This window comes from Paraburkholderia sacchari (assembly GCF_000785435.2).
Classification (GTDB): domain Bacteria; phylum Pseudomonadota; class Gammaproteobacteria; order Burkholderiales; family Burkholderiaceae; genus Paraburkholderia; species Paraburkholderia sacchari.
Window position 1 is genome coordinate 264,831 of sequence record NZ_JTDB02000002.1, and the last position, 18,093, is coordinate 282,923.

Annotated in this window: 19 protein-coding genes and 1 pseudogene; 10 read left to right on the forward strand and 10 right to left on the reverse strand. The window is 60.6% G+C overall.

Annotated elements, in window-relative coordinates; translation table 11 throughout:
• Window positions 1-96: 96 nt before the first annotated feature.
• Together NH14_RS07950 and NH14_RS07955 are read left to right on the forward strand one after the other, a co-directional pair.
• The gene (locus NH14_RS07950; RefSeq protein ID WP_027815941.1) at window positions 97-258 is read left to right on the forward strand and encodes a hypothetical protein; all 162 of its coding nucleotides are present in this window, start codon (window positions 97-99) and stop codon (window positions 256-258) included.
• 292 nt (window positions 259-550) lie between these two features.
• On the forward strand, window positions 551-916 hold the full coding sequence (locus NH14_RS07955; RefSeq protein WP_035523275.1) for a hypothetical protein: 366 nt from the start codon (window positions 551-553) through the stop codon (window positions 914-916).
• A gap of 61 nt (window positions 917-977) precedes the next feature.
• Here NH14_RS07955 and NH14_RS07960 read toward each other — a convergent pair whose 3' ends face one another.
• From NH14_RS07960 to NH14_RS07970, 3 genes are all read right to left on the reverse strand, one after another.
• On the reverse strand, window positions 978-2,006 hold the full coding sequence (locus NH14_RS07960) for a S1C family serine protease (RefSeq protein ID WP_035523922.1): 1,029 nt from the start codon (window positions 2,004-2,006) through the stop codon (window positions 978-980).
• Between the two features lie 436 nt (window positions 2,007-2,442).
• Window positions 2,443-2,658: a hypothetical protein gene (locus NH14_RS07965; RefSeq protein WP_244143432.1), complete on the reverse strand. Its 216-nt coding sequence runs from the start codon at window positions 2,656-2,658 to the stop codon at window positions 2,443-2,445.
• Window positions 2,659-2,758: 100 nt separating this feature from the next.
• Window positions 2,759-2,956, reverse strand: coding sequence for a hypothetical protein (locus NH14_RS07970; protein WP_035523280.1), 198 nt, complete (start codon window positions 2,954-2,956; stop codon window positions 2,759-2,761).
• Between the two features lie 295 nt (window positions 2,957-3,251).
• On the opposite strand from NH14_RS07970, the gene NH14_RS07975 reads away from it, so the two are divergent.
• Complete coding sequence (locus NH14_RS07975) at window positions 3,252-3,944, forward strand: phosphatase PAP2 family protein (RefSeq protein WP_035523283.1); 693 nt, start codon at window positions 3,252-3,254, stop codon at window positions 3,942-3,944.
• A gap of 36 nt (window positions 3,945-3,980) precedes the next feature.
• Here NH14_RS07975 and NH14_RS07980 read toward each other — a convergent pair whose 3' ends face one another.
• Both NH14_RS07980 and mnmE read right to left on the reverse strand, forming a co-directional pair.
• Window positions 3,981-4,376, reverse strand: a complete 396-nt coding sequence (locus tag NH14_RS07980; protein ID WP_035523286.1) for a hypothetical protein — start codon at window positions 4,374-4,376, stop codon at window positions 3,981-3,983.
• A 47-nt stretch (window positions 4,377-4,423) separates the two neighbouring features.
• Window positions 4,424-5,824 carry a tRNA uridine-5-carboxymethylaminomethyl(34) synthesis GTPase MnmE gene (mnmE, locus tag NH14_RS07985; RefSeq protein ID WP_035523288.1) on the reverse strand — a complete coding sequence of 467 codons (1,401 nt, stop codon included), beginning with the start codon at window positions 5,822-5,824 and terminating at the stop codon, window positions 4,424-4,426.
• A 433-nt stretch (window positions 5,825-6,257) separates the two neighbouring features.
• Between mnmE and NH14_RS07990 the strand changes: the two genes are divergently transcribed.
• Window positions 6,258-6,680: a transcriptional regulator gene (locus tag NH14_RS07990; protein WP_035523290.1), complete on the forward strand. Its 423-nt coding sequence runs from the start codon at window positions 6,258-6,260 to the stop codon at window positions 6,678-6,680.
• A 178-nt stretch (window positions 6,681-6,858) separates the two neighbouring features.
• On the opposite strand, the gene yidC is transcribed toward NH14_RS07990, so the two are convergent.
• The 4 genes from yidC to rpmH form a co-directional block, all read right to left on the reverse strand.
• The gene (gene yidC, locus NH14_RS07995; RefSeq protein WP_035523293.1) at window positions 6,859-8,547 is read right to left on the reverse strand and encodes a membrane protein insertase YidC; all 1,689 of its coding nucleotides are present in this window, start codon (window positions 8,545-8,547) and stop codon (window positions 6,859-6,861) included.
• 30 nt (window positions 8,548-8,577) lie between these two features.
• Window positions 8,578-8,808: a membrane protein insertion efficiency factor YidD gene (gene yidD / locus NH14_RS08000; RefSeq protein ID WP_035523295.1), complete on the reverse strand. Its 231-nt coding sequence runs from the start codon at window positions 8,806-8,808 to the stop codon at window positions 8,578-8,580.
• 98 nt (window positions 8,809-8,906) lie between these two features.
• A complete protein-coding gene (gene rnpA, locus NH14_RS08005) occupies window positions 8,907-9,383 on the reverse strand; it encodes a ribonuclease P protein component (protein WP_052147862.1) in 477 nt (158 codons plus the stop codon).
• A gap of 76 nt (window positions 9,384-9,459) precedes the next feature.
• Entirely contained in the window at window positions 9,460-9,594 is a 135-nt protein-coding gene (rpmH, locus tag NH14_RS08010) for a 50S ribosomal protein L34 (protein ID WP_004198824.1), read from the reverse strand.
• A gap of 422 nt (window positions 9,595-10,016) precedes the next feature.
• Here rpmH and dnaA point away from each other — a divergent pair, with 422 nt between their 5' ends.
• The 6 genes and pseudogenes from dnaA (at window position 10,017) to NH14_RS08040 (ending at window position 16,987) form a co-directional block, all read left to right on the forward strand.
• On the forward strand, window positions 10,017-11,603 hold the full coding sequence (gene dnaA, locus NH14_RS08015; protein WP_035523298.1) for a chromosomal replication initiator protein DnaA: 1,587 nt from the start codon (window positions 10,017-10,019) through the stop codon (window positions 11,601-11,603).
• 260 nt (window positions 11,604-11,863) lie between these two features.
• Complete coding sequence (gene dnaN, locus NH14_RS08020) at window positions 11,864-12,967, forward strand: DNA polymerase III subunit beta (protein ID WP_035523302.1); 1,104 nt, start codon at window positions 11,864-11,866, stop codon at window positions 12,965-12,967.
• Between the two features lie 114 nt (window positions 12,968-13,081).
• Window positions 13,082-15,553, forward strand: coding sequence for a DNA topoisomerase (ATP-hydrolyzing) subunit B (gene gyrB, locus NH14_RS08025; protein ID WP_035523305.1), 2,472 nt, complete (start codon window positions 13,082-13,084; stop codon window positions 15,551-15,553).
• 326 nt (window positions 15,554-15,879) lie between these two features.
• Window positions 15,880-16,134 (forward strand): annotated as a pseudogene (locus tag NH14_RS08030) (integrase); the annotation flags it as partial.
• A gap of 35 nt (window positions 16,135-16,169) precedes the next feature.
• A complete protein-coding gene (locus tag NH14_RS08035; RefSeq protein WP_035523928.1) occupies window positions 16,170-16,430 on the forward strand; it encodes a hypothetical protein in 261 nt (86 codons plus the stop codon).
• Window positions 16,427-16,987: a hypothetical protein gene (locus tag NH14_RS08040; protein WP_035523309.1), complete on the forward strand. Its 561-nt coding sequence runs from the start codon at window positions 16,427-16,429 to the stop codon at window positions 16,985-16,987. Before NH14_RS08035 ends, NH14_RS08040 begins: the two co-directional genes overlap by 4 nt.
• A 53-nt stretch (window positions 16,988-17,040) precedes the next feature.
• On the opposite strand, the gene NH14_RS08045 is transcribed toward NH14_RS08040, so the two are convergent.
• A complete protein-coding gene (locus tag NH14_RS08045) occupies window positions 17,041-17,892 on the reverse strand; it encodes a DUF2971 domain-containing protein (RefSeq protein ID WP_035523311.1) in 852 nt (283 codons plus the stop codon).
• Window positions 17,893-18,093: the final 201 nt, after the last annotated feature.

The following is an 18,093-nucleotide window of genomic DNA, read 5'->3' on the forward strand; positions in this document are numbered from 1 at the left end:
CACCTTCGCTCACGAGAATCGATAACCACCTGTCGCGCAAGTTGTAGCTTTCCAGCTACAATGGAATCGCAACCGCTTGACAACCAGGAGGTTATCGTGATCGAACACGTAATACTGGGCGCGTTTCTGGTTATTCCCCTCGTCATTGTCGTTTTCCTGTTTTCGGATGAAATCCTCGAGGAGCATAGGCAGCGCGTAGAAGCGGGGGCTCCTCATATCGACTGGCGTCATCCGCTGCGCAGTATCCTGCACCACTGAGCCCCAGTGGCAGGACTAGCGCCCGGGCCGAATCCCGGGCAGTTGGCTCGCGCGCGGCGCGAGTGGCGTCGCTTGACCCAACCGCTTGGCCCAACTCATGGCAGACCCTGTGCACGTCGCGACGAACCGATCGCGGCGCGGGCCCGCGTCTGCTGCCAATCTTCGCAATCTGTCCGGGCATCCGCGTCATTCATCGTCGACGTAATGCGTCGTTACCACTTGCAGCACCTGTATCCGCGCATCGCACCCACAATCGGGCGCATGTTTTCGAAGGGTTCTCGAGGAGAACGACATGCAAAAGATTGCAGCGGTACTACTGGTGACAGCAGGCTGCCTGACAGCGGCTGGCCCGGCCAGCGCGCATGACCACGGCGGTGATGTGGTAGGGGCGCTGGTCGGCGGCGCACTGATTGGCGCAGTGGTAGGCGCCGCGATGAGCAGCGAGCCAGCCGTCGTGTACGGGCCGCCGCCGGTCTATGCCGAGCCGGCCCAGGTTGCCGCGCCAGTCTATGCGCAGCCTGCTCCCGTCTACACTGCCACGCCGGCACCGGGCAGTTGCTATGACCAATACTCGGGCCGCTATGTGCCGTGCGCTCCGCCGCAGCCCGCACCGCCGGCACCCTACTATGACGGCTACGGACAATCTGACGACTGGTAAGCCAGATAATTCGGCATGCAAATTAATGGCGCTGCCGCGTTTTCTGGCAGCGGCCTCTCGCTTACATCAAAACCGCTTGTTCTACGGGCGTGATCTGCAGATTCAACTTTTGCGTGAGCCTGATCACCGTGAATTCGACCTCGCGTCCGATGCGCGAAGCGTCGAGTAAGCGCTGAAGCGCGTCAATTCCATCGACGGCCACGCCATCGATCGCCACGATCGTATCGTCCACCCGCAGACCACCGAGCGCCGCCGGGCTTCCCTTGACGATTTCCATAACGCGCACACCGCTAGTCGTTTGGACTTCGAAGTAACGCTGAATCTTGCGCGCAATCGGCACCGTGGTTCCGGCAATGCCGACGTGTGCGCGCCGCACGCGCCCGTGAGCAAACAGTTGCGTGATGACCCATTTCGCGGTGTCGATCGCGGTAGCAAAGCAGATGGCCTGCGCGCCGGGAATGATCGCGGTGTTCACGCCGATCACGTGTCCCGCCGAGTTCACGAGCGGGCCGCCGGAATTACCGGGATTGAGCGCGGCGTCGGTCTGAATCACGTCGTAGATCATGCGGCCCGAGTTCGAACGCAACGAGCGGCCGAGCGCGGAAACCACACCGGTGGTGACGGTCTGGGCGAGCCCCAGCGGACTGCCCACGGCAATCGCGATCTGCCCGACGCGCAGCTTCGCCGATTCGCCGAGTTCGGCGTGCGGCAGAATCTCGGACGCGCCAATGCGCAGCACGGCAAGGTCAGTGCTCGGGTCATCGCCGACAAGATCGGCATCGTAGGTCGCGCCGTCGGCAAGCGTGACGCGCAGCGTGCTTGCGCCGTGCACGACGTGGCTGTTGGTGAGCAGATAGCCATCGGGCGTGAACAAAAAGCCCGAACCGCTGCCGCCGCGCGCGGCGTCGCTGCCGGGTGCCCGGCGCTCGACGGCGATATGGGCGACGGACTGCTGGACGCGCTCGAGCGCGCCGATGACGGTTCGCGAATAGGCGTCGAGCAGGACGTCGTCGCCTTGGGCAGCGGGATGCGCGCTGTCAGGCGAAAGGTCGCGAGCGAGATCGTCGATGAAGGAGGGGCGGCTTCCCACGATCAGAATTCTCCGATGAAAGTGGGCGTACATGCAGGTAACAAGAAGCAATTTCAAGATCCTCGCCGATGCCAAAAAATTGGCGACGAGAGGTACGTATCGAGGGTCGGAAGATCCTGTGGGCACAAACGTTAACGATTGTCAGATCGACGGTGTAATCATTGATGACCTTTGGGCGACCCGCGACAATGATTTGGCGGCGACGTCCCCTCGCGCCGTGTAGTTGTAGTTAGTAGTGGCAAGCTCTTCGCCGCGGCCCCAGCCGCGGTTTTTTTTGTGCGAATTTATCCGTGGGATCGCTGTCGCGCCCAAAAAGAAAGAAGCCCGCTTCCTGGCGGGCTAATCCATGCTCGGGTTACATGGCGGGGTCAATCGGTGATGCCAGCCCACTGCGAAGGCGACCGGCAGGTTTGACTGGGTAGGTAAGGCGGACGCCTCAGGCTGCTACGCTTGTTGCCTGAAGATGCTCGAGCTGTGTCATGAGCGAGTCGACCGTACGAAACTGGGCATGCGTGAGGTGAGCCGTGTCGAGCAGGTTCGAAAGGCGCTTGTGCCAGTAGTCAAAGGACAGAATCGGAACCGTGCTATCAGAAAGCAGTGTCGGCACCATGACGCGCATGATGTGCGCGATTTCCTGATCGATGAATTTCACTTCACGCCCCCGAAAACCGTCCATATCTCATTTTTGGCTACGTGTTGCCACTGTAGTGCGCCGACGCCGTGTGAACAGCTATCACAACGGATAGGGGCGCTTAGCGTCGCCAGCCGTGGCCATAATAGCCACCGAAGCCGACCCCAATATCGACCGACGGGGCTGCATAGTAGCCGGGCGCATAGCCGTATCCGTAGGGCGCCGGTGCGTAGGCATAGGGCGGGGCGACGACGCAGCCGGAGAGGCTTGCGAGCGCCATGGCCAGTGCAGTGGCACAGCAGATTCGAATTGTCTTCATCGTTTTCTCCCAATGCCCGTATTGTCTGTGGGCATCTCGTTGGAAAACGAAACGAGTTGTGACGAAATTTTACGAAGCCACACGCCCCGTGCAGCGGGAGCCGGGAGCGGACGAATTCTATGCGCGCCACGTGGTTATGCGCGTTGCTTACAACTGCTTTCGATTCCTTACGCTCGTGGATTTTGTGTGAATTTACGATCCGTTATTTCCTGTGCGGTTCTGGCGAAATGGCGTGTCTTGATTTTAGCGACAGACCGCATTCATCTGATTAAATCTGCAGAATGGCCCACATTAAATGAATACTTTTGATTTAGTCATTCTGACTTTTCTCACGCAAATACATCTCCCGGCTATCGCCGATCACGCGATACGAGTAATTGCGGGGCTTTATACCTTCAAGGGCTTTTTGTTGATCCCATTACTGTGGTGGATCTGGTTTCAGCCTGGCGAGCGCCGCGAATGGCGGCGCGAGATGGTGCTCGCGACAATAGCAAGTGGCTTGATCTCGCTTGCGGTCGGCCGTTCCATGGCGCATTTTCTGCCGTTCCGGGAACGACCGATCTTCAATCAGGATTTGCACCTGCACTTCGCCATGGAATCGCTGCGCGATAGCGGGCTGACCGGCTTCAGTTCCTTTCCGAGCGACCACGCCATGCTATGGGCCGCAATCGCCATGGGAATTTTTCTGGTTTGGCGCACTGTGGGCATGTTGGCGCTTTTATATACGGCGATTTTTATCTGCCTGCCGCGCGCGTATCTCGGCTTTCACTATCCGACTGACTTGTTGGCCGGCGCCGCGATCGGCATTGTCATTACCTGGATCTTGACGCGCGACCCCGTGCGCGAGCGCATCGCAGCACCGGTGCTGCGATGGACGATGCGCTTCCCGGGGCCGGCTTCAGTGCTCGCGTTTCTCGTGTGCTTCGAGCTGGTTACGCAGTTCAATGATCTGTTGATGCTCGCCCACTCGGTCGCGAAAGTGATATGAGCAGCGGGGAGGGGCGTTGGCGAGCTTGTACGGCGCTCACTCCTCGCACCGTACGTCCTGTTTGCGCACGACGATGATCACGGGATAGGTTCCGCGCTCGAGCTCCACGCGTGTGACCACCGACATCGTCGTGTCGCCGCTGTCGTCATACACGCTCACTCGCTCGTTGCGCAGGTTGACCACGCCGACGCAGCCAGAAGTGCGCCCTTCGTCGGAAACCTGGCACTGGATGGGATTCTCGGCCAGATAGCGATATTTGTTGTCGCTGGATTGGTATTCGCGAAAGCTTTGCGCCGATCCGCCCACGCCCGTGACGTATCCGATTGCGCACGATTCCGTCGGGGCGTCACTGGTCGTGGATGTTCCTGCCACTGCGAATGCGCTCGTGGCTACAATGGCCACGGAAAATAGCGATGCAACAATGCGTTTCATTGAGCGGTGTTTCATTGGATTGAGTTTGGGCAACGCTTGGCAACCGGTTATTTCCCGATACAAAACCGGCTGAAAATCACCCCAAGCAGATCATCGGACGTGAACTCGCCGGTGATCGAATTGAGCGACTCTTGCACAAGCCGCAGTTCTTCGGCAAAGAGATCGAGTGCCTGGGCGTTCTGGTCCGCGTGTGCCGCGGCCTGCGCAAGGTGTTCACGCGCCGTGCGCAGCGCAATCAAATGGCGCTCGCGCGCGAGATAGACGCTCTGCGCGTCGGCCTGCCAGCCCGCGATGCGCAGCAGTTCGGCGCGCAGAAGCGCAACGCCGTCGCCTTGCTTTGCCGACAGGCGCACCTCGCACACTTCACTGCCGTCGTTCGCCTCGCGTTGGGCCACCTCTGGCGCAACACCGGTCAGATCCGTCTTGTTGAGCACGCGCACGACGGGCACACCTGCGGGAAAGCGCCCGGCGATTACATCGTCTTCGGCGGTCATGCCAACACGCGCGTCGAGCAGGTGCAGCACCACGTCCGCTCGACCGATCTCGCTCCAGGTTCGCTCGATGCCGATCTTCTCGACTTCGTCCTCCGTGTCGCGCAGGCCCGCCGTGTCGATCACGTGCAGCGGGATGCCTTCGATCTGGATCGTCTGCGAAATCTTGTCCCGTGTCGTGCCGGCGACGGGCGTGACGATCGCGAGTTCGGCGCCCGCGAGCGCATTGAGCAGCGACGACTTGCCCACGTTCGGCTGCCCCGCGAGCACGACCGCGAGCCCTTCGCGCAGCAGCGCGCCCTGGCGCGCCTCCGAAAGCACGTGATCGAGCTGCGCGCGAATCTTCGAGAGCTTGCCGCGCGCGTCGGCGGCTTCCAGGAAATCGATCTCTTCCTCGGGGAAGTCGAGCGTCGCCTCCACCAGCATGCGCAGCGTGACGACGTCGTCCACGAGCGCGTGGATATCGCGCGAAAACGCTCCATCGAGCGAGCGGCCCGCCGAGCGGGCGGCAGCCTCGGTGCTGGCTTCGATCAAATCGGCGACGGCCTCGGCCTGAGCCAGATCGAGCTTGTCATTGAGGAACGCGCGGCGCGTGAATTCACCGGGCTCGGCGAGGCGCAGGCCGAACGCACGGCCCGCATCGATACAGCGCTGCAGGACGAGTTGCAGCACGATCGGGCCGCCGTGGCCCTGCAATTCGACCACATGCTCGCCCGTGTACGAATGCGGCGCCGTGAAGTAGAGCGCAATGCCGCGGTCGAGCACCGTGCCCGCGCCGTCGAGGAACGGCACATAGCTCGCATGGCGCGCGATCAAGGTCTGGCCGGTCAGCGCCTGCATCAACATTTCGGCGGCGGCGGCGCCCGCCCGGCCCGCCGAAATGCGCACTACGCCGATCCCGCCGCGTCCGGGCGCGGTGGCAATGGCGACTATGGGATCGGTATCGGCGGCGAGCATGGCGGACTGATTCAACGTGATTCGACGAGGTTAGGTGCAGCCGGCGAGGTGTCACCGGCGAGGGCGGTCGGTTAGGACGGCCGGCTGCGAAGGGCTGACGAAGTGTCGCGGAATGCGGCATGGCGAAGTTGCGCGACCGCGTCCGTAGAGGTGCGTGGATTGTAACGCGAGGCACACATAGACCTCCCACGCCCGTTAGGCCAAGATTGTTCCGTGTTTATCTCAATTTAGATAAGATCTGTCTTGGTCTAAATTGGTCATGTTGAGAATAAAAGTCCTGACGACGGACAAAAATGCTTATCAGAACGGGCATCTAACGCCATCGCAACATTCTTGCGCTACCTGCATCTTTGGGCGATATGTCGCTTTTATGAGCTATGTCTAGCTTAACTGGTTGCTAACTTCGGTGAAAGCTGGTTGCACAATTTAAAACATGCCGACCATCGAAGAAAAAGCCGCGTTTTCCGAACGTCTTAAGTTCGCCATGAAGCGCGCCCCGGAGAAGCTGCGTGGCAGCACCGACCTCGCCAACAAGTTCAACCTTCGCCATCACGGTGAGCAGCCTGTGTCTCCACAAACTGCTCACAAGTGGCTGAGCGGCCGCACCATTCCTACCAGCGACAAACTGGACACGCTTGCGAAATGGTTCGACGTGGATGTGCATTGGCTCCACTACGGACCGTCGCCGGGCAACGCCACGGGCGCCGTTCCCTCGCCACGCAAGCCCGACGAAAAATATCCGCTTTCCGAGGAAACGCTCGAACTGGCTTCGAAGATCGAGGCGTTGAGCGTGCATCACCGCTATCTGGTTGAAGAGCTGGTTTCGCAGTTTTACGGCACCGGCAAGAAGATCTAGCCATCAGTATCGCCTGACCGCGCTTTGGCGCGGCAAGCAGACAAAACGTCGCATGCGAGCGACGCCTTCATCTCCACGGCGCAAACAACAAAAAAGCCGCCCGGTTTGAGCCGGGCGGCTTCATTTTTTGCGTGCCTCGTTGCGAGGCGAGGGCGGCGGTTCAACGCCGCCCCTGGGCTCAGGCAGTGTCCTTCTTCGGAGCGGCCTTGTTCTTGCCCATCATGCGCGTGATGTAGTACTGCTGTGCGATCGACAGCACGTTGTTCACGACGTAGTAGAGCACGAGGCCGGCCGGGAAGAAGAAGAACATGACCGAGAACGCGATCGGCATGAACATCATCATCTTGGCCTGGACGGGGTCCGGCGGCGTCGGGTTCAGCTTGGTCTGCACGAACATCGAAACGGCCATCAAGACCGGCAAGATGAAGAACGGATCCTGCTGCGAGAGGTCGTGAATCCAGAGAATCCACGGCGCGCCGCGCATTTCCACCGACGAGAGCAGCACCCAGTACAGCGAAATGAACACCGGGATCTGGATCACCACCGGCAGACAGCCGCCGAACGGATTTACCTTCTCGGTCTTGTAGAGCTCCATGAGCGCCGCGTTCATCTTCTGCGGGTCGCTCTTGAAGCGCTCGCGCAGCGCCTGCATGCGCGGCGTGATCTCCTTCATGCGCGCCATCGACTTGTAGCTCGCGGCGGAGAGCGGGAAGAACACGGCCTTGATGAGCAGCGTGAGCAGCACGATTGCCCAGCCCCAGTTGCCCACATAGCTGTGGATCTTCTCGAGCAGCCAGAACAGGGGCTTGGCGATGATCGTCACCCAGCCGTAGTCCTTCACGAGTTCGAGACCTGGCGCGATGCTTTCGAGCATGCGCTCTTCTTCCGGACCGGCAAAGAGGCGTGCCTGCACGTTGTCGGTCGCGCCCGGCGCGATCGTGCCGAGCGGCTGCTTCACGCCGACGCGGTAGAGGTTGGCGTCGAACTTCTCGACGTAGATGTCACGCTTGACGCCTTGCTGCGGAATCCATGCGGTCGCGAAGTAGTGCTGCACCATGCCGATCCAGCCGTTGTCGGCCTTGTTCACATAGTCGGCTTTGTTCTTGTCGATGTCGCTAAACGAGATCTTCTGGAAGTGATGCTCGTTCGAGTACACCGCCGGGCCGATGAAGGTATGCGAGAAGCGCGGCGTTTCCACCGGTTCGCTGTCGCGCACGAGCTCCATGTAGAGCGTGGGCGAAACGGGCGTGCCGCCGACGTTCTGCACCTTCGTGTCCACGCCGATCACGTAGCTGCCCTTCGTGAACGTGTAGGTCTTGGTGACCTTCACGCCGCCCTTTTCGGGCGACTCGAGGCTGACCTGAAACGAGTTGGCGTCGCCGCTCAGCTCGCGCGGGCCGTTGACGGCCGTGTACACGTCGTTGTGGTTCGGGAAGTCGCCACCCAGCAGGCCCGTACGCGCGAGGTACGTGTGGTCCTTGGTGTGGTCGAACAGCGTCATGTACTGATCGGGGCTCTTGCCGTCGGCGCTTTCCTTCACGAGCGAGAGCTTCGTGAGCGTGCCGCCGCGCGTGTCGATCTCGCCGTCATAGACGTCGGTGCGGAAGTGCACGAGTTGCGCGGCCGCTGCGGCAGGCTGGGCCGTGGTCGCGGGCGCCTGGCCTGCGCTCGTGGCCGGCAGGTCGGAGGCGGCGTTAGCCGCATTGGCCTGACTTGCCGGCGTCGCGCCGCTGGCTGCGTTCTGCTGGGTTTGCGTCGCGCTCGGGAAGAACATCGACTGGCGTCCATGGTCGCGCTGCCAGTTGTCGAACAGCATGACCGCTGACATGAAGAAGATGACCCATAGGACGGTGCGTTTGATATCCATGCGTTGTCTCAGTGTCGATGGAGTGGCGCGTCAGCGCTTTTTCGGGGATGCGGGAGGGACCAGATCGACGCCGCCCGCCGAAAACGGGTGGCAGCGGCACAGCCGCTTCGCGGCAAGGTAAGTCCCACGCGCGGCGCCATGATACTGGATTGCTTCGCGCGCGTAATCCGAACAGGAAGGGTAAAAGCGGCACCGGTTGCCGAGCAGAGGACTCACGGCAAGCTTGTAGAAGCGCAGTAAAGCGATCAGTACCGTTTGCATGGCGTGGCGGCCGGACGGCTCCGCATGGGAATACGAACCTCGGGCCGTGCCGTTGGGCGCGGTCCGCACAGCGGGACTGCTGGATTCATGCGCCGTGTTCATGAGCCGGCGGGCCGATCGACCACTTGTGGCCCGGACTCATGCATGCGGCGCTTTCCGGCTTCACGGGCCGCCTTCTCGAGCAAAGCCTCGATTTCGGTGCGGCACAACGCTTTGAGCGGCAGCGACGAGGCGCCCGGCATCGCCTTGCGATCGAATTTCGTGTGCAGGCGCAGCAGCAGATCGAAACCTTCGAACTGCGCGCGGCGCACGCGAAACGCCTCGCGGGCGATGCGGCGCACCAGGTTGCGCGTGACCGCGCGCGGCGCGTACTTCTTGCCGATCACGAGCCCAAGCCGCGCATCCTTGCCGGTGGGCCGCCCGTATACGACGAAGTGCTCGGTGCGGCGCCAGGGGCGCAAACGAAAAACGGATGAGAACTCATCCGTTTTCAGTAGCCTTGCGGCTTTCGGGAAAGCGGCCTGCGTTCGCAACAAGGTGGTGCGCGCGTCGTCCGCTTGTTCCGACAGTTTCACGTCAGGCCCGCTATCTTCGATGGTGGTCGATTCTGCTGATAGCGGTGCTATCGACAAAACTGGAAAGCGGCGCGCCTTAGATGGCGAGGCGCTTGCGGCCCTTGGCACGGCGCGCGTTGATCACTTTGCGGCCACCGGCGGTCTTCATACGCACGCGGAAGCCATGGGTACGCTTGCGGCGGGTAACGGAAGGTTGGTAAGTACGTTTCATGTTGCTCTCACTTGTTGAGAATTGACCGCGGCGAGCATCGCGGAAAAAGCAATGGCCGGTGGTACAAGGGATTGGTTTTCGCGGAACCCGCTATTTAATCCCGATTTTCGTTGGCCGTCAATAGGTTAGAGCATCGCGACGCTCGAATTCCTGCCGGCGCTGTTCTGTCGCCAAATGAACGGGCCGCCGCGCGATGCGTTGATCCGTCCCTGTGGATAACTTCCAGGGAAGTGGATTTCGGCGTTAGAATCTCGGCTATCCCAAGAATCCTGCATGCCGCTCTGGCCCGCCTGCTTGCCGCAAAACCCTTGCCGCGCGGGCGTCCGGAGCATTTGCTGTCGTCCCGTCAGGGCCTCGTTGCATTTGTGCGACATGAACGGCGCGACCGCAATGCATGCAAACAAAACGACCACAGCAACTTGATGAACGAATTCTGGCAACACTGTTCCGCACTGCTGGAGCGCGAGCTGACGCCCCAGCAGTACGTGACGTGGATTAAACCGTTGGCCCCGGTTGCCTTCGATGCTGCGGCAAACACGCTGCAGATCGCCGCCCCCAACCGCTTCAAGCTCGACTGGGTCAAGAGCCAGTTTTCGGGCCGCATCACCGATCTGGCCCGCGATTTCTGGCAACTGCCCGTCGACGTGCAGTTCGTCCTCGACCCAAAGGCAGGCATGCGCGCCCCGCAGGCAGCAAGCGCACCGGCGCCGCGCGCGCCGCTGGCGGCCGCCATGCAGGCCGAAGCCGCTCATGTTGCCGCTCACGTGGCCAGTCAGGCCGTCATGTCCCAGACAAGCCCTGGTGCGGCGGCTTTGGCGGGCCTCGCGGGTATGTCGCACGCTGCTGCACAAGCTACCGAAGACGCCGCCGACCTCGATTTGCCCAGCCTTGACGCCAATGAAGCCGCGGCCGGTCGCCGTGGCTGGCGGCCCGGCCAGAGCGCGGCTGCAGCAGCCGCAGCGAATGGAGAACCCGACCCCACTTATGAGCGCTCGAAGCTCAACCCGGTGCTCACGTTCGATAATTTCGTGACGGGTAAGGCGAACCAGCTTGCGCGCGCGGCGGCCATCCAGGTGGCCGACAACCCCGGCATTTCGTACAACCCGCTGTTCCTTTACGGCGGCGTGGGCCTCGGCAAGACTCACCTGATCCACGCAATCGGCAATCAGCTCCTGATCGACAAGCCGGGCGCGCGCATCCGCTACATCCACGCGGAGCAGTACGTCTCCGACGTGGTGAAGGCGTACCAGCGCAAGGCGTTCGACGACTTCAAGCGCTACTACCATTCGCTCGATCTGCTGCTGATCGACGATATTCAGTTCTTTTCGGGCAAGTCGCGCACGCAGGAAGAGTTTTTCTACGCATTCGAGGCGCTGGTCGCCAACAAGGCGCAGGTAATCATCACGAGCGACACGTATCCGAAGGAAATCTCGGGTATCGACGACCGCCTGATCTCGCGCTTCGACTCGGGCCTGACCGTGGCGATCGAGCCACCCGAGCTGGAAATGCGCGTGGCGATCCTGATGCGCAAGGCGCAGTCGGAAGGCGTGAGCCTGAACGAGGACGTGGCGTTCTTCGTCGCCAAGCATCTGCGCTCGAACGTGCGCGAACTCGAAGGCGCGCTGCGCAAGATCCTCGCGTACTCGAAGTTCCATGGCCGCGAGATTTCGATCGAGCTGACCAAGGAAGCGCTCAAGGACCTGTTGACGGTGCAGAACCGCCAGATTTCGGTGGAAAACATCCAGAAGACGGTCGCCGACTTCTACAGCATCAAAGTCGCGGACATGTACTCGAAAAAGCGCCCCGCGAACATCGCGCGGCCGCGCCAGATCGCCATGTACCTGGCCAAGGAGCTCACGCAGAAAAGCCTGCCGGAAATCGGCGAGCTGTTCGGCGGGCGCGATCACACGACGGTGCTGCACGCCGTGCGCAAGATTGCCGACGAGCGCACCAAGGACGCCCAGCTCAATCACGAGCTGCACGTGCTCGAGCAGACCCTCAAGGGCTGACAGGCCGCTGCAAAATCGCCGCAACACCGGCGCGGCCGATCTGTTTATTTTGCGGATCGCCCCCAATTTAGGGGAGCGGTCCGTTTTCAGGCACAATATGGGTTTATCCGCGCGGCGGCCAGGCCGCCCGCGCGGCTTTCACGCCGCGGCCTGCGCTGCAGGGCGGCTCCAGGGTTTGTAGCGCCGGCTGAACACCAGGTGAACGCCGGATGCCAGCCCTGGACGGGGTGCGCAGACCGTCACATCAACGAAGGAACTCTATGCAACTGGTCAAGACCGAACGCGATAACCTGCTGAGGCCGCTGCAAACGGTGAGCGGCATTGTCGAACGCCGCCATACGTTGCCGATCCTCGCCAATCTGCTGATCACCAAAACCGGTTCCGACGTCTCGTTCCTGTCGACCGACCTCGAGTTGCAGATCACCACGACCGCCGACTTCGGCGTCGGCAACGACCAGGTGGCCACGACGGTCGCGGCGCGCAAGCTGCTCGACATCCTGCGCGCGATGCCCGACGGCCAGGTCACGCTCACGCTTGCGGACAAACGCCTCACGGTGCAGTCGGGCAAGAGCCGCTTCGCGCTGCAAACGCTCGCCGCGGACGAGTTCCCCACGGTGGCGCAGGCCAAGGACTTCGGTGCGAACCTCTCGGTGCCGCAGAAGACCTTCCGCCAACTGCTCGGCATGGTCTACTTCGCGATGGCGCAGCAGGACATCCGCTACTACCTGAACGGCATGCTGCTCGTCGTGGACGGCGACCAGCTGATGGCGGTCGCCACCGACGGCCACCGCCTCGCGTTCTCGTCGATGAAGATCGAAGGCTCGTTCGCCCGCCAGGAAGTCATCATCCCGCGCAAGACCATTCTCGAACTCCAGCGCCTGCTCGAAGACATCGACGATTCGCTGAAGATCGACATCGGCTCGACGCAGGTGAAGTTCACGTTTGGCCAGGTCGAACTCGTCTCGAAGCTCGTGGAAGGCAAGTTCCCCGACTTCCAGCGCGTGATTCCGAAGGCGCACAAGAACACCTTCCAGATTGGCCGCGAAGAGCTGCAACGCTCGCTGCAACGCGCGGCGATTCTCACGTCCGACAAGTTCAAGGGCGTGCGCTGCATCATCGAGCCGGGCCAGCTCAAGATCATGTCGACCAACGCCGATCAGGAAGAGGCGCAGGAAGAGCTGGAAATCGCCTACCAGGGCGACACCATCGACATCGGGTTCAACGTCACGTATCTGCTCGACGTCCTCGCGAACCTGAAGGTGGACACGCTGGAAGTGAGCCTTGGCGACGCCAGTTCCAGTGCGCTCATCACGATTCCTGAGAACGAGGAATTCAAATACGTCGTGATGCCGATGCGCATTTAAAAAACGCGACAGAAGAAGAACACCAGGGGGCGCTTCGCCCCTTTGGCGTTTTTATGGCTTTTCGAAAAGTCTCGAGCAGTAACGCTGGCAGTACAGCAGAACCGGAAAAAATCCATGACTGATACGAACAACTCGCAACCCGACAACAGCTATGGCGCCTCGTCGATCCAGATCCTCGAAGGACTGGAGGCAGTGCGCAAGCGGCCCGGGATGTACATCGGCGACACGTCGGACGGCACCGGTCTGCATCACCTCGTCTTCGAAGTGCTCGACAACTCCATCGACGAAGCGCTCGCAGGCTACTGCAACGACATCCACGTGGTGATTCACGCGGACAACTCCATCTCGATCACCGATAACGGCCGCGGCATTCCCACGGACGTGAAGATGGACGACAAGCACGATCCGAAGCGCAGCGCCGCCGAAATCGTGATGACCGAGCTGCACGCGGGCGGCAAGTTCGACCAGAACAGCTACAAGGTCTCGGGCGGCCTGCACGGCGTGGGCGTCTCGTGCGTGAACGCGCTCTCGAGCTTCCTGCGCCTCACCGTGCGCCGCAACGGCAAGAAGTACTTCATGGAATTTCACCGTGGCGTGCCGCAGAACCGTATTCTCGAAGAGCGCGACGGTCATACCATTTCGCCGATGCAGCTGCTGGGCGACACGGAAAACCGCGGCACCGAAGTGCATTTCATGGCCGACGAAACCATCTTCGGCAGCGTCGAGTACCACTACGACATTCTCGCCAAGCGCATTCGCGAACTCTCGTTCCTGAACAACGGCGTGCGCATTCGCCTGACCGACCAGCGCACGGGCAAGGAAGACGATTTCGCGTTCGCGGGCGGCGTGAAGGGCTTTGTCGAATACATCAACAAGGCCAAGACCGTCCTGCACCCGAACATCTTTTATGTCCAGAACGAGAAAGACGGCGTGGGCGTGGAAGTCGCGATGCAGTGGAACGACAGCTACAACGAAAGCGTGCTGTGCTTCACGAACAACATCCCGCAGCGCGACGGCGGCACGCACTTGACCGGCTTGCGCGCGGCAATGACGCGCGTGATCAACAAGTACATCGCCGATAACGAAATCGCCAAGAAAGCCAAGGTCGAGACCTCGGGCGACGACATGCGCGAAGGTCTGTCGTGCGTGCTTTCGGTGAAGGTGCCGGAGCCGAAGTTCAGCTCGCAGACGAAGGACAAGCTGGTGTCGTCCGAAGTGCGCGCGCCCGTGGAAGAAGTCGTGGCGAAGGCGCTGGAAGAGTTCCTGCTCGAAACGCCGAACGACGCCAAGACCATTTGCGGCAAGATCGTCGACGCCGCGCGTGCGCGCGACGCTGCGCGCAAGGCGCGCGAAATGACGCGCCGCAAGGGCGTGCTCGACGGCGTGGGCCTGCCGGGCAAGCTCGCGGACTGCCAGGAGAAGGACCCGGCGAAGTCGGAGGTCTATATCGTCGAGGGCGACTCTGCAGGCGGTTCGGCCAAGCAAGGCCGCGACCGTAAATTCCAGGCCATCCTGCCGCTGCGCGGCAAGGTGCTGAACGTCGAAAAGGCGCGCTACGACAAGCTGCTCTCCAGCGAGCAGATCGTCACGCTGATCACCGCGCTTGGCTGCGGCATCGGCAAAGACGACTACAACCTGGAAAAGCTGCGCTATCACCGCATCATCATCATGACCGACGCGGACGTGGACGGCGCGCACATCCGCACGCTGCTGCTCACGTTCTTCTATCGCCAGATGCCGGACATGATCGAGCGCGGCTACGTATACATCGCGCAGCCGCCGCTCTACAAGCTCAAGGCCGGCAAGGACGAGCGCTACCTCAAGGACGACGCCGATCTCAATGCGCACATGCTGCGTCTCGCGTTGCAAGGCTCGGAACTCGTGCCGAGCGAAGGCGCAACGCCGATCTCGGGCGACGCGCTCGGCGAACTCGCGCGCTCGTACCAGCTCGCGCGCGGCGTGGTGGACCGCCTGAGCCGCCTGTACGACGTGCGTGCGCTCGAGGCGATCATGGACGGCGTGGCGATCGACCTGTCGAGCGAGGCATCGACCGAGGCATCGGCGCGTGCGCTCGAAGCGCAACTGCGCGACGACCCGCTGAAGCCCGAAGTCACGGTGGTGCCGATGTACGACCCGGTGCGCGAGCAACGTTCGCTGCGCGTGGAGCGCCGCCATCACGGCAACGTGAAGGTCTCGGTCATCGACGAGGAATTCCAGCTCACCGCCGATTATCAGCAGCTCGTGAACACGGCCAATACGTTCAAGGGCTTGATCGGCAAGAACGCGTTCATCAAGCGCGGCGAGCGCAGCATGGCCGTCACCGACTTCAAGAGCGCCATGAAGTGGTTGATCGCGGATGCCGAGCGCAACGTCTCGAAGCAGCGTTACAAGGGGCTCGGCGAGATGAACCCCGGGCAGCTTTGGGAAACGACGATGGACCCGGCCGTGCGGCGTTTGCTGCGCGTGCAGATTGAAGATGCGATTGCCGCCGATGGCATTTTCACCACGCTGATGGGCGATGATGTGGAGCCGCGTCGCGCGTTTATTGAAAGCAATGCGCTAAGGGCAGGCAATATTGATGTTTGATTGTTGTTGTCTTGCAGAAAAGACGTCTTAAATCTCAAGAAGTTGTCCGCGTGGTTTTTGTAGGGCTCCAGAGTTGGCGCGACCGGCGACGAAGTTGTGCGGCTGGGCGACAAAGTTGGTGCAACTAGCCTACCTGTCGAACATCACGCGCGACGTTGGGAGGAATCGAACTTCGGAGTCCAATTCGCGGGTCTGGGGTTCGAGTTGCTGATTCGCCACCATATTCAACGCGAATGCCCGCACTCTCACGAGTTGCGGGCTTTTTCGTTTTGGCGCGCGGTGAGCCACTTGGTGAGCCATCTGCTCGATGCACAAGTTGCCCCATCTTTATCACTTATCTGGACGAACGCGAAATAACGGATGATCGAAAGGTCTTCCACAGCTTCCGGCACACATTCATCAACCGGATGACGGAATTGCACATCCATCCGGCCATGTTGATGGCACTCGTGGGACACTATGACCAAGCGAAGGTCGATTTCAGTTCGCCGCACTTCGCGAACTACCAGCACGCGAAGCCGCTTGTCGAATTGAAGGCCACGCTTGCCCGATTCGACGTGAAGCTGCCTCTGACGTTTTGAATTACCGCCCCCACATGACGACAAAGATGAGTCAAATGAGCAAAGAGCGATATGAAATCTTGAAACGCCTGAACGAGGCAGAAGGCAATCTGGCTTATATGTTGGCGGTTTTCGGCGACACGCTTGCCGAGCGCGAGGGATACAAGCACCTCGAAGGCATGGAAGCAATACATTTTTATGTCGTGCACAAGTTCAAATGGTTACCGGCCCAAGTTCGGTCGATGTCCGCGGCCGACCTTCGCTTTGTTTTGACGGAGGAAATGTCCGGTTGGACGGCGCCCGTTGACGCCAGATGACCCAAGGAGGCTACCCGTCTCTTTTAAGGCATATTCTGGAAGGCAAGGAATACATGCCACTCATTCGAAGCCGCGATGTTGAGAAACATCGGGCTCAGTGGCGCGCGCTGATTCACGACCTCTCTGCCTGCCCGCCCAAAGAGCCAGAAATCGCGGACAGCTTCCACACACAATGGCATGTCTCCGGCCACCGCATTCGAGAACTCGTTGCCGACGACGATTTGCTGATGAACATGCTTTGGGTCTGGTTGCCTCGGTATGAGGGACCGCATCTTGTCCTCTATCGAGGCGAGAACAGAGACCGCTTTCAGGGCGGAAGAATCGGGACTGCATGGAGCGATCAAAGAGAGACCGCCCGCATGTTCGCGAGCGGGTTGAACAACACCGGCGAAGGCGGCGTAATTCTTAACGTCGTCGCGCCCGCTGACGCGATCATCGCTGGGCCCTCCGAGCACAGCGCAAACTGGCTGCGTGAGCGCGAGTTCACAGTCGACTGGCGAAAGCTCGACAAGAGCAAAATTGAGCAAATTCAATTTTTCACGCCGCACAAGCGCTAGGCTGAGGCAGAATCTGACACTTCGCGAACCATCCCCGCCCTGACGGGCGGGGCTCAACGATAGGGCGATTTCGAAATGTCGACTTCGGCTTTGACCCCAACCGACTCCAAGAACTGGCTCACATAATCGCGGGCCTCGCGGTCCACGTTAGCCGGCCCGATCACGACATCCCGGATGCATTGCCGAATGTCAGGCGTTTCGAAATATGGCGTGAGTCCATAGGGCCCGCGTCGCCAACGCTTTTCGGGGGCGCTCTCGTTCACGCGATCGCTTTGTCGCGAAAGGGTGGCGTTGTGGACAATGCGCCACTCCCTCTCGGTCCAAAAGTCGGGGTGCTTGCAAAACGCGCAGACGCGGTCGATGTATTCCCAAGCTACCGTGGAAGCGTCTTTGTCGGTGAACAACGGTTCGATGTCGATCAACATTCTTAAATGTTTGATCTTATCGTCCTCGATGTTCGGATCTCCATAGAAAACTGATGCGAAACTCCATTCTGCCGAACCTTGTTCGCCAGGCGGGACGGAGTAGGTGGAATCAAACAAGGGCGCCCCGACCGCCATTCGAAGCGCGTTGACGTCAAACCCAATTGCAAATCCCGCGCCTCTTTCGGCGTAAGCGGCCCATTGTGGAACCGAATCCCTGTCTTCGGAAAAGCAGCACACGAAATAGTCGCTGATGCCTTGAATCACCTCAAAGTGAAAATCGAGCTTGTCGAAAATGGCTTTGAGATCCTCGTCGTTCCTTGACTGCGCTTCCAAATGCCGAAAAGCCAAAGTCTTAAACCACTCCGACTCTTGCCGATCGTTTGTCTTTTTTGCGTCGGACACCCATAGGCGGCCGCTCTTCAAAATCGACAAAAACGCCTCGACCCCGCAATAGTGATAGACCTTGTTTGGAATAGCCACGACTCCCCCTCGAACGTTTTATAAACGCTAGACTCGTCCCTTTGGAAGGGGCGAGCACAAATTAGGCCACAGGTTCACATGTCGCTCCAACGGCTCGTTTTGCGCTGTGTCGGTTCAAGCCCTTAACGGCCCTGATTTTCGCTCGCGCAAACTCGGATCAAGGGCGGGCAACGCCCGGCGCAGCGAACCCTTGACGCGCGA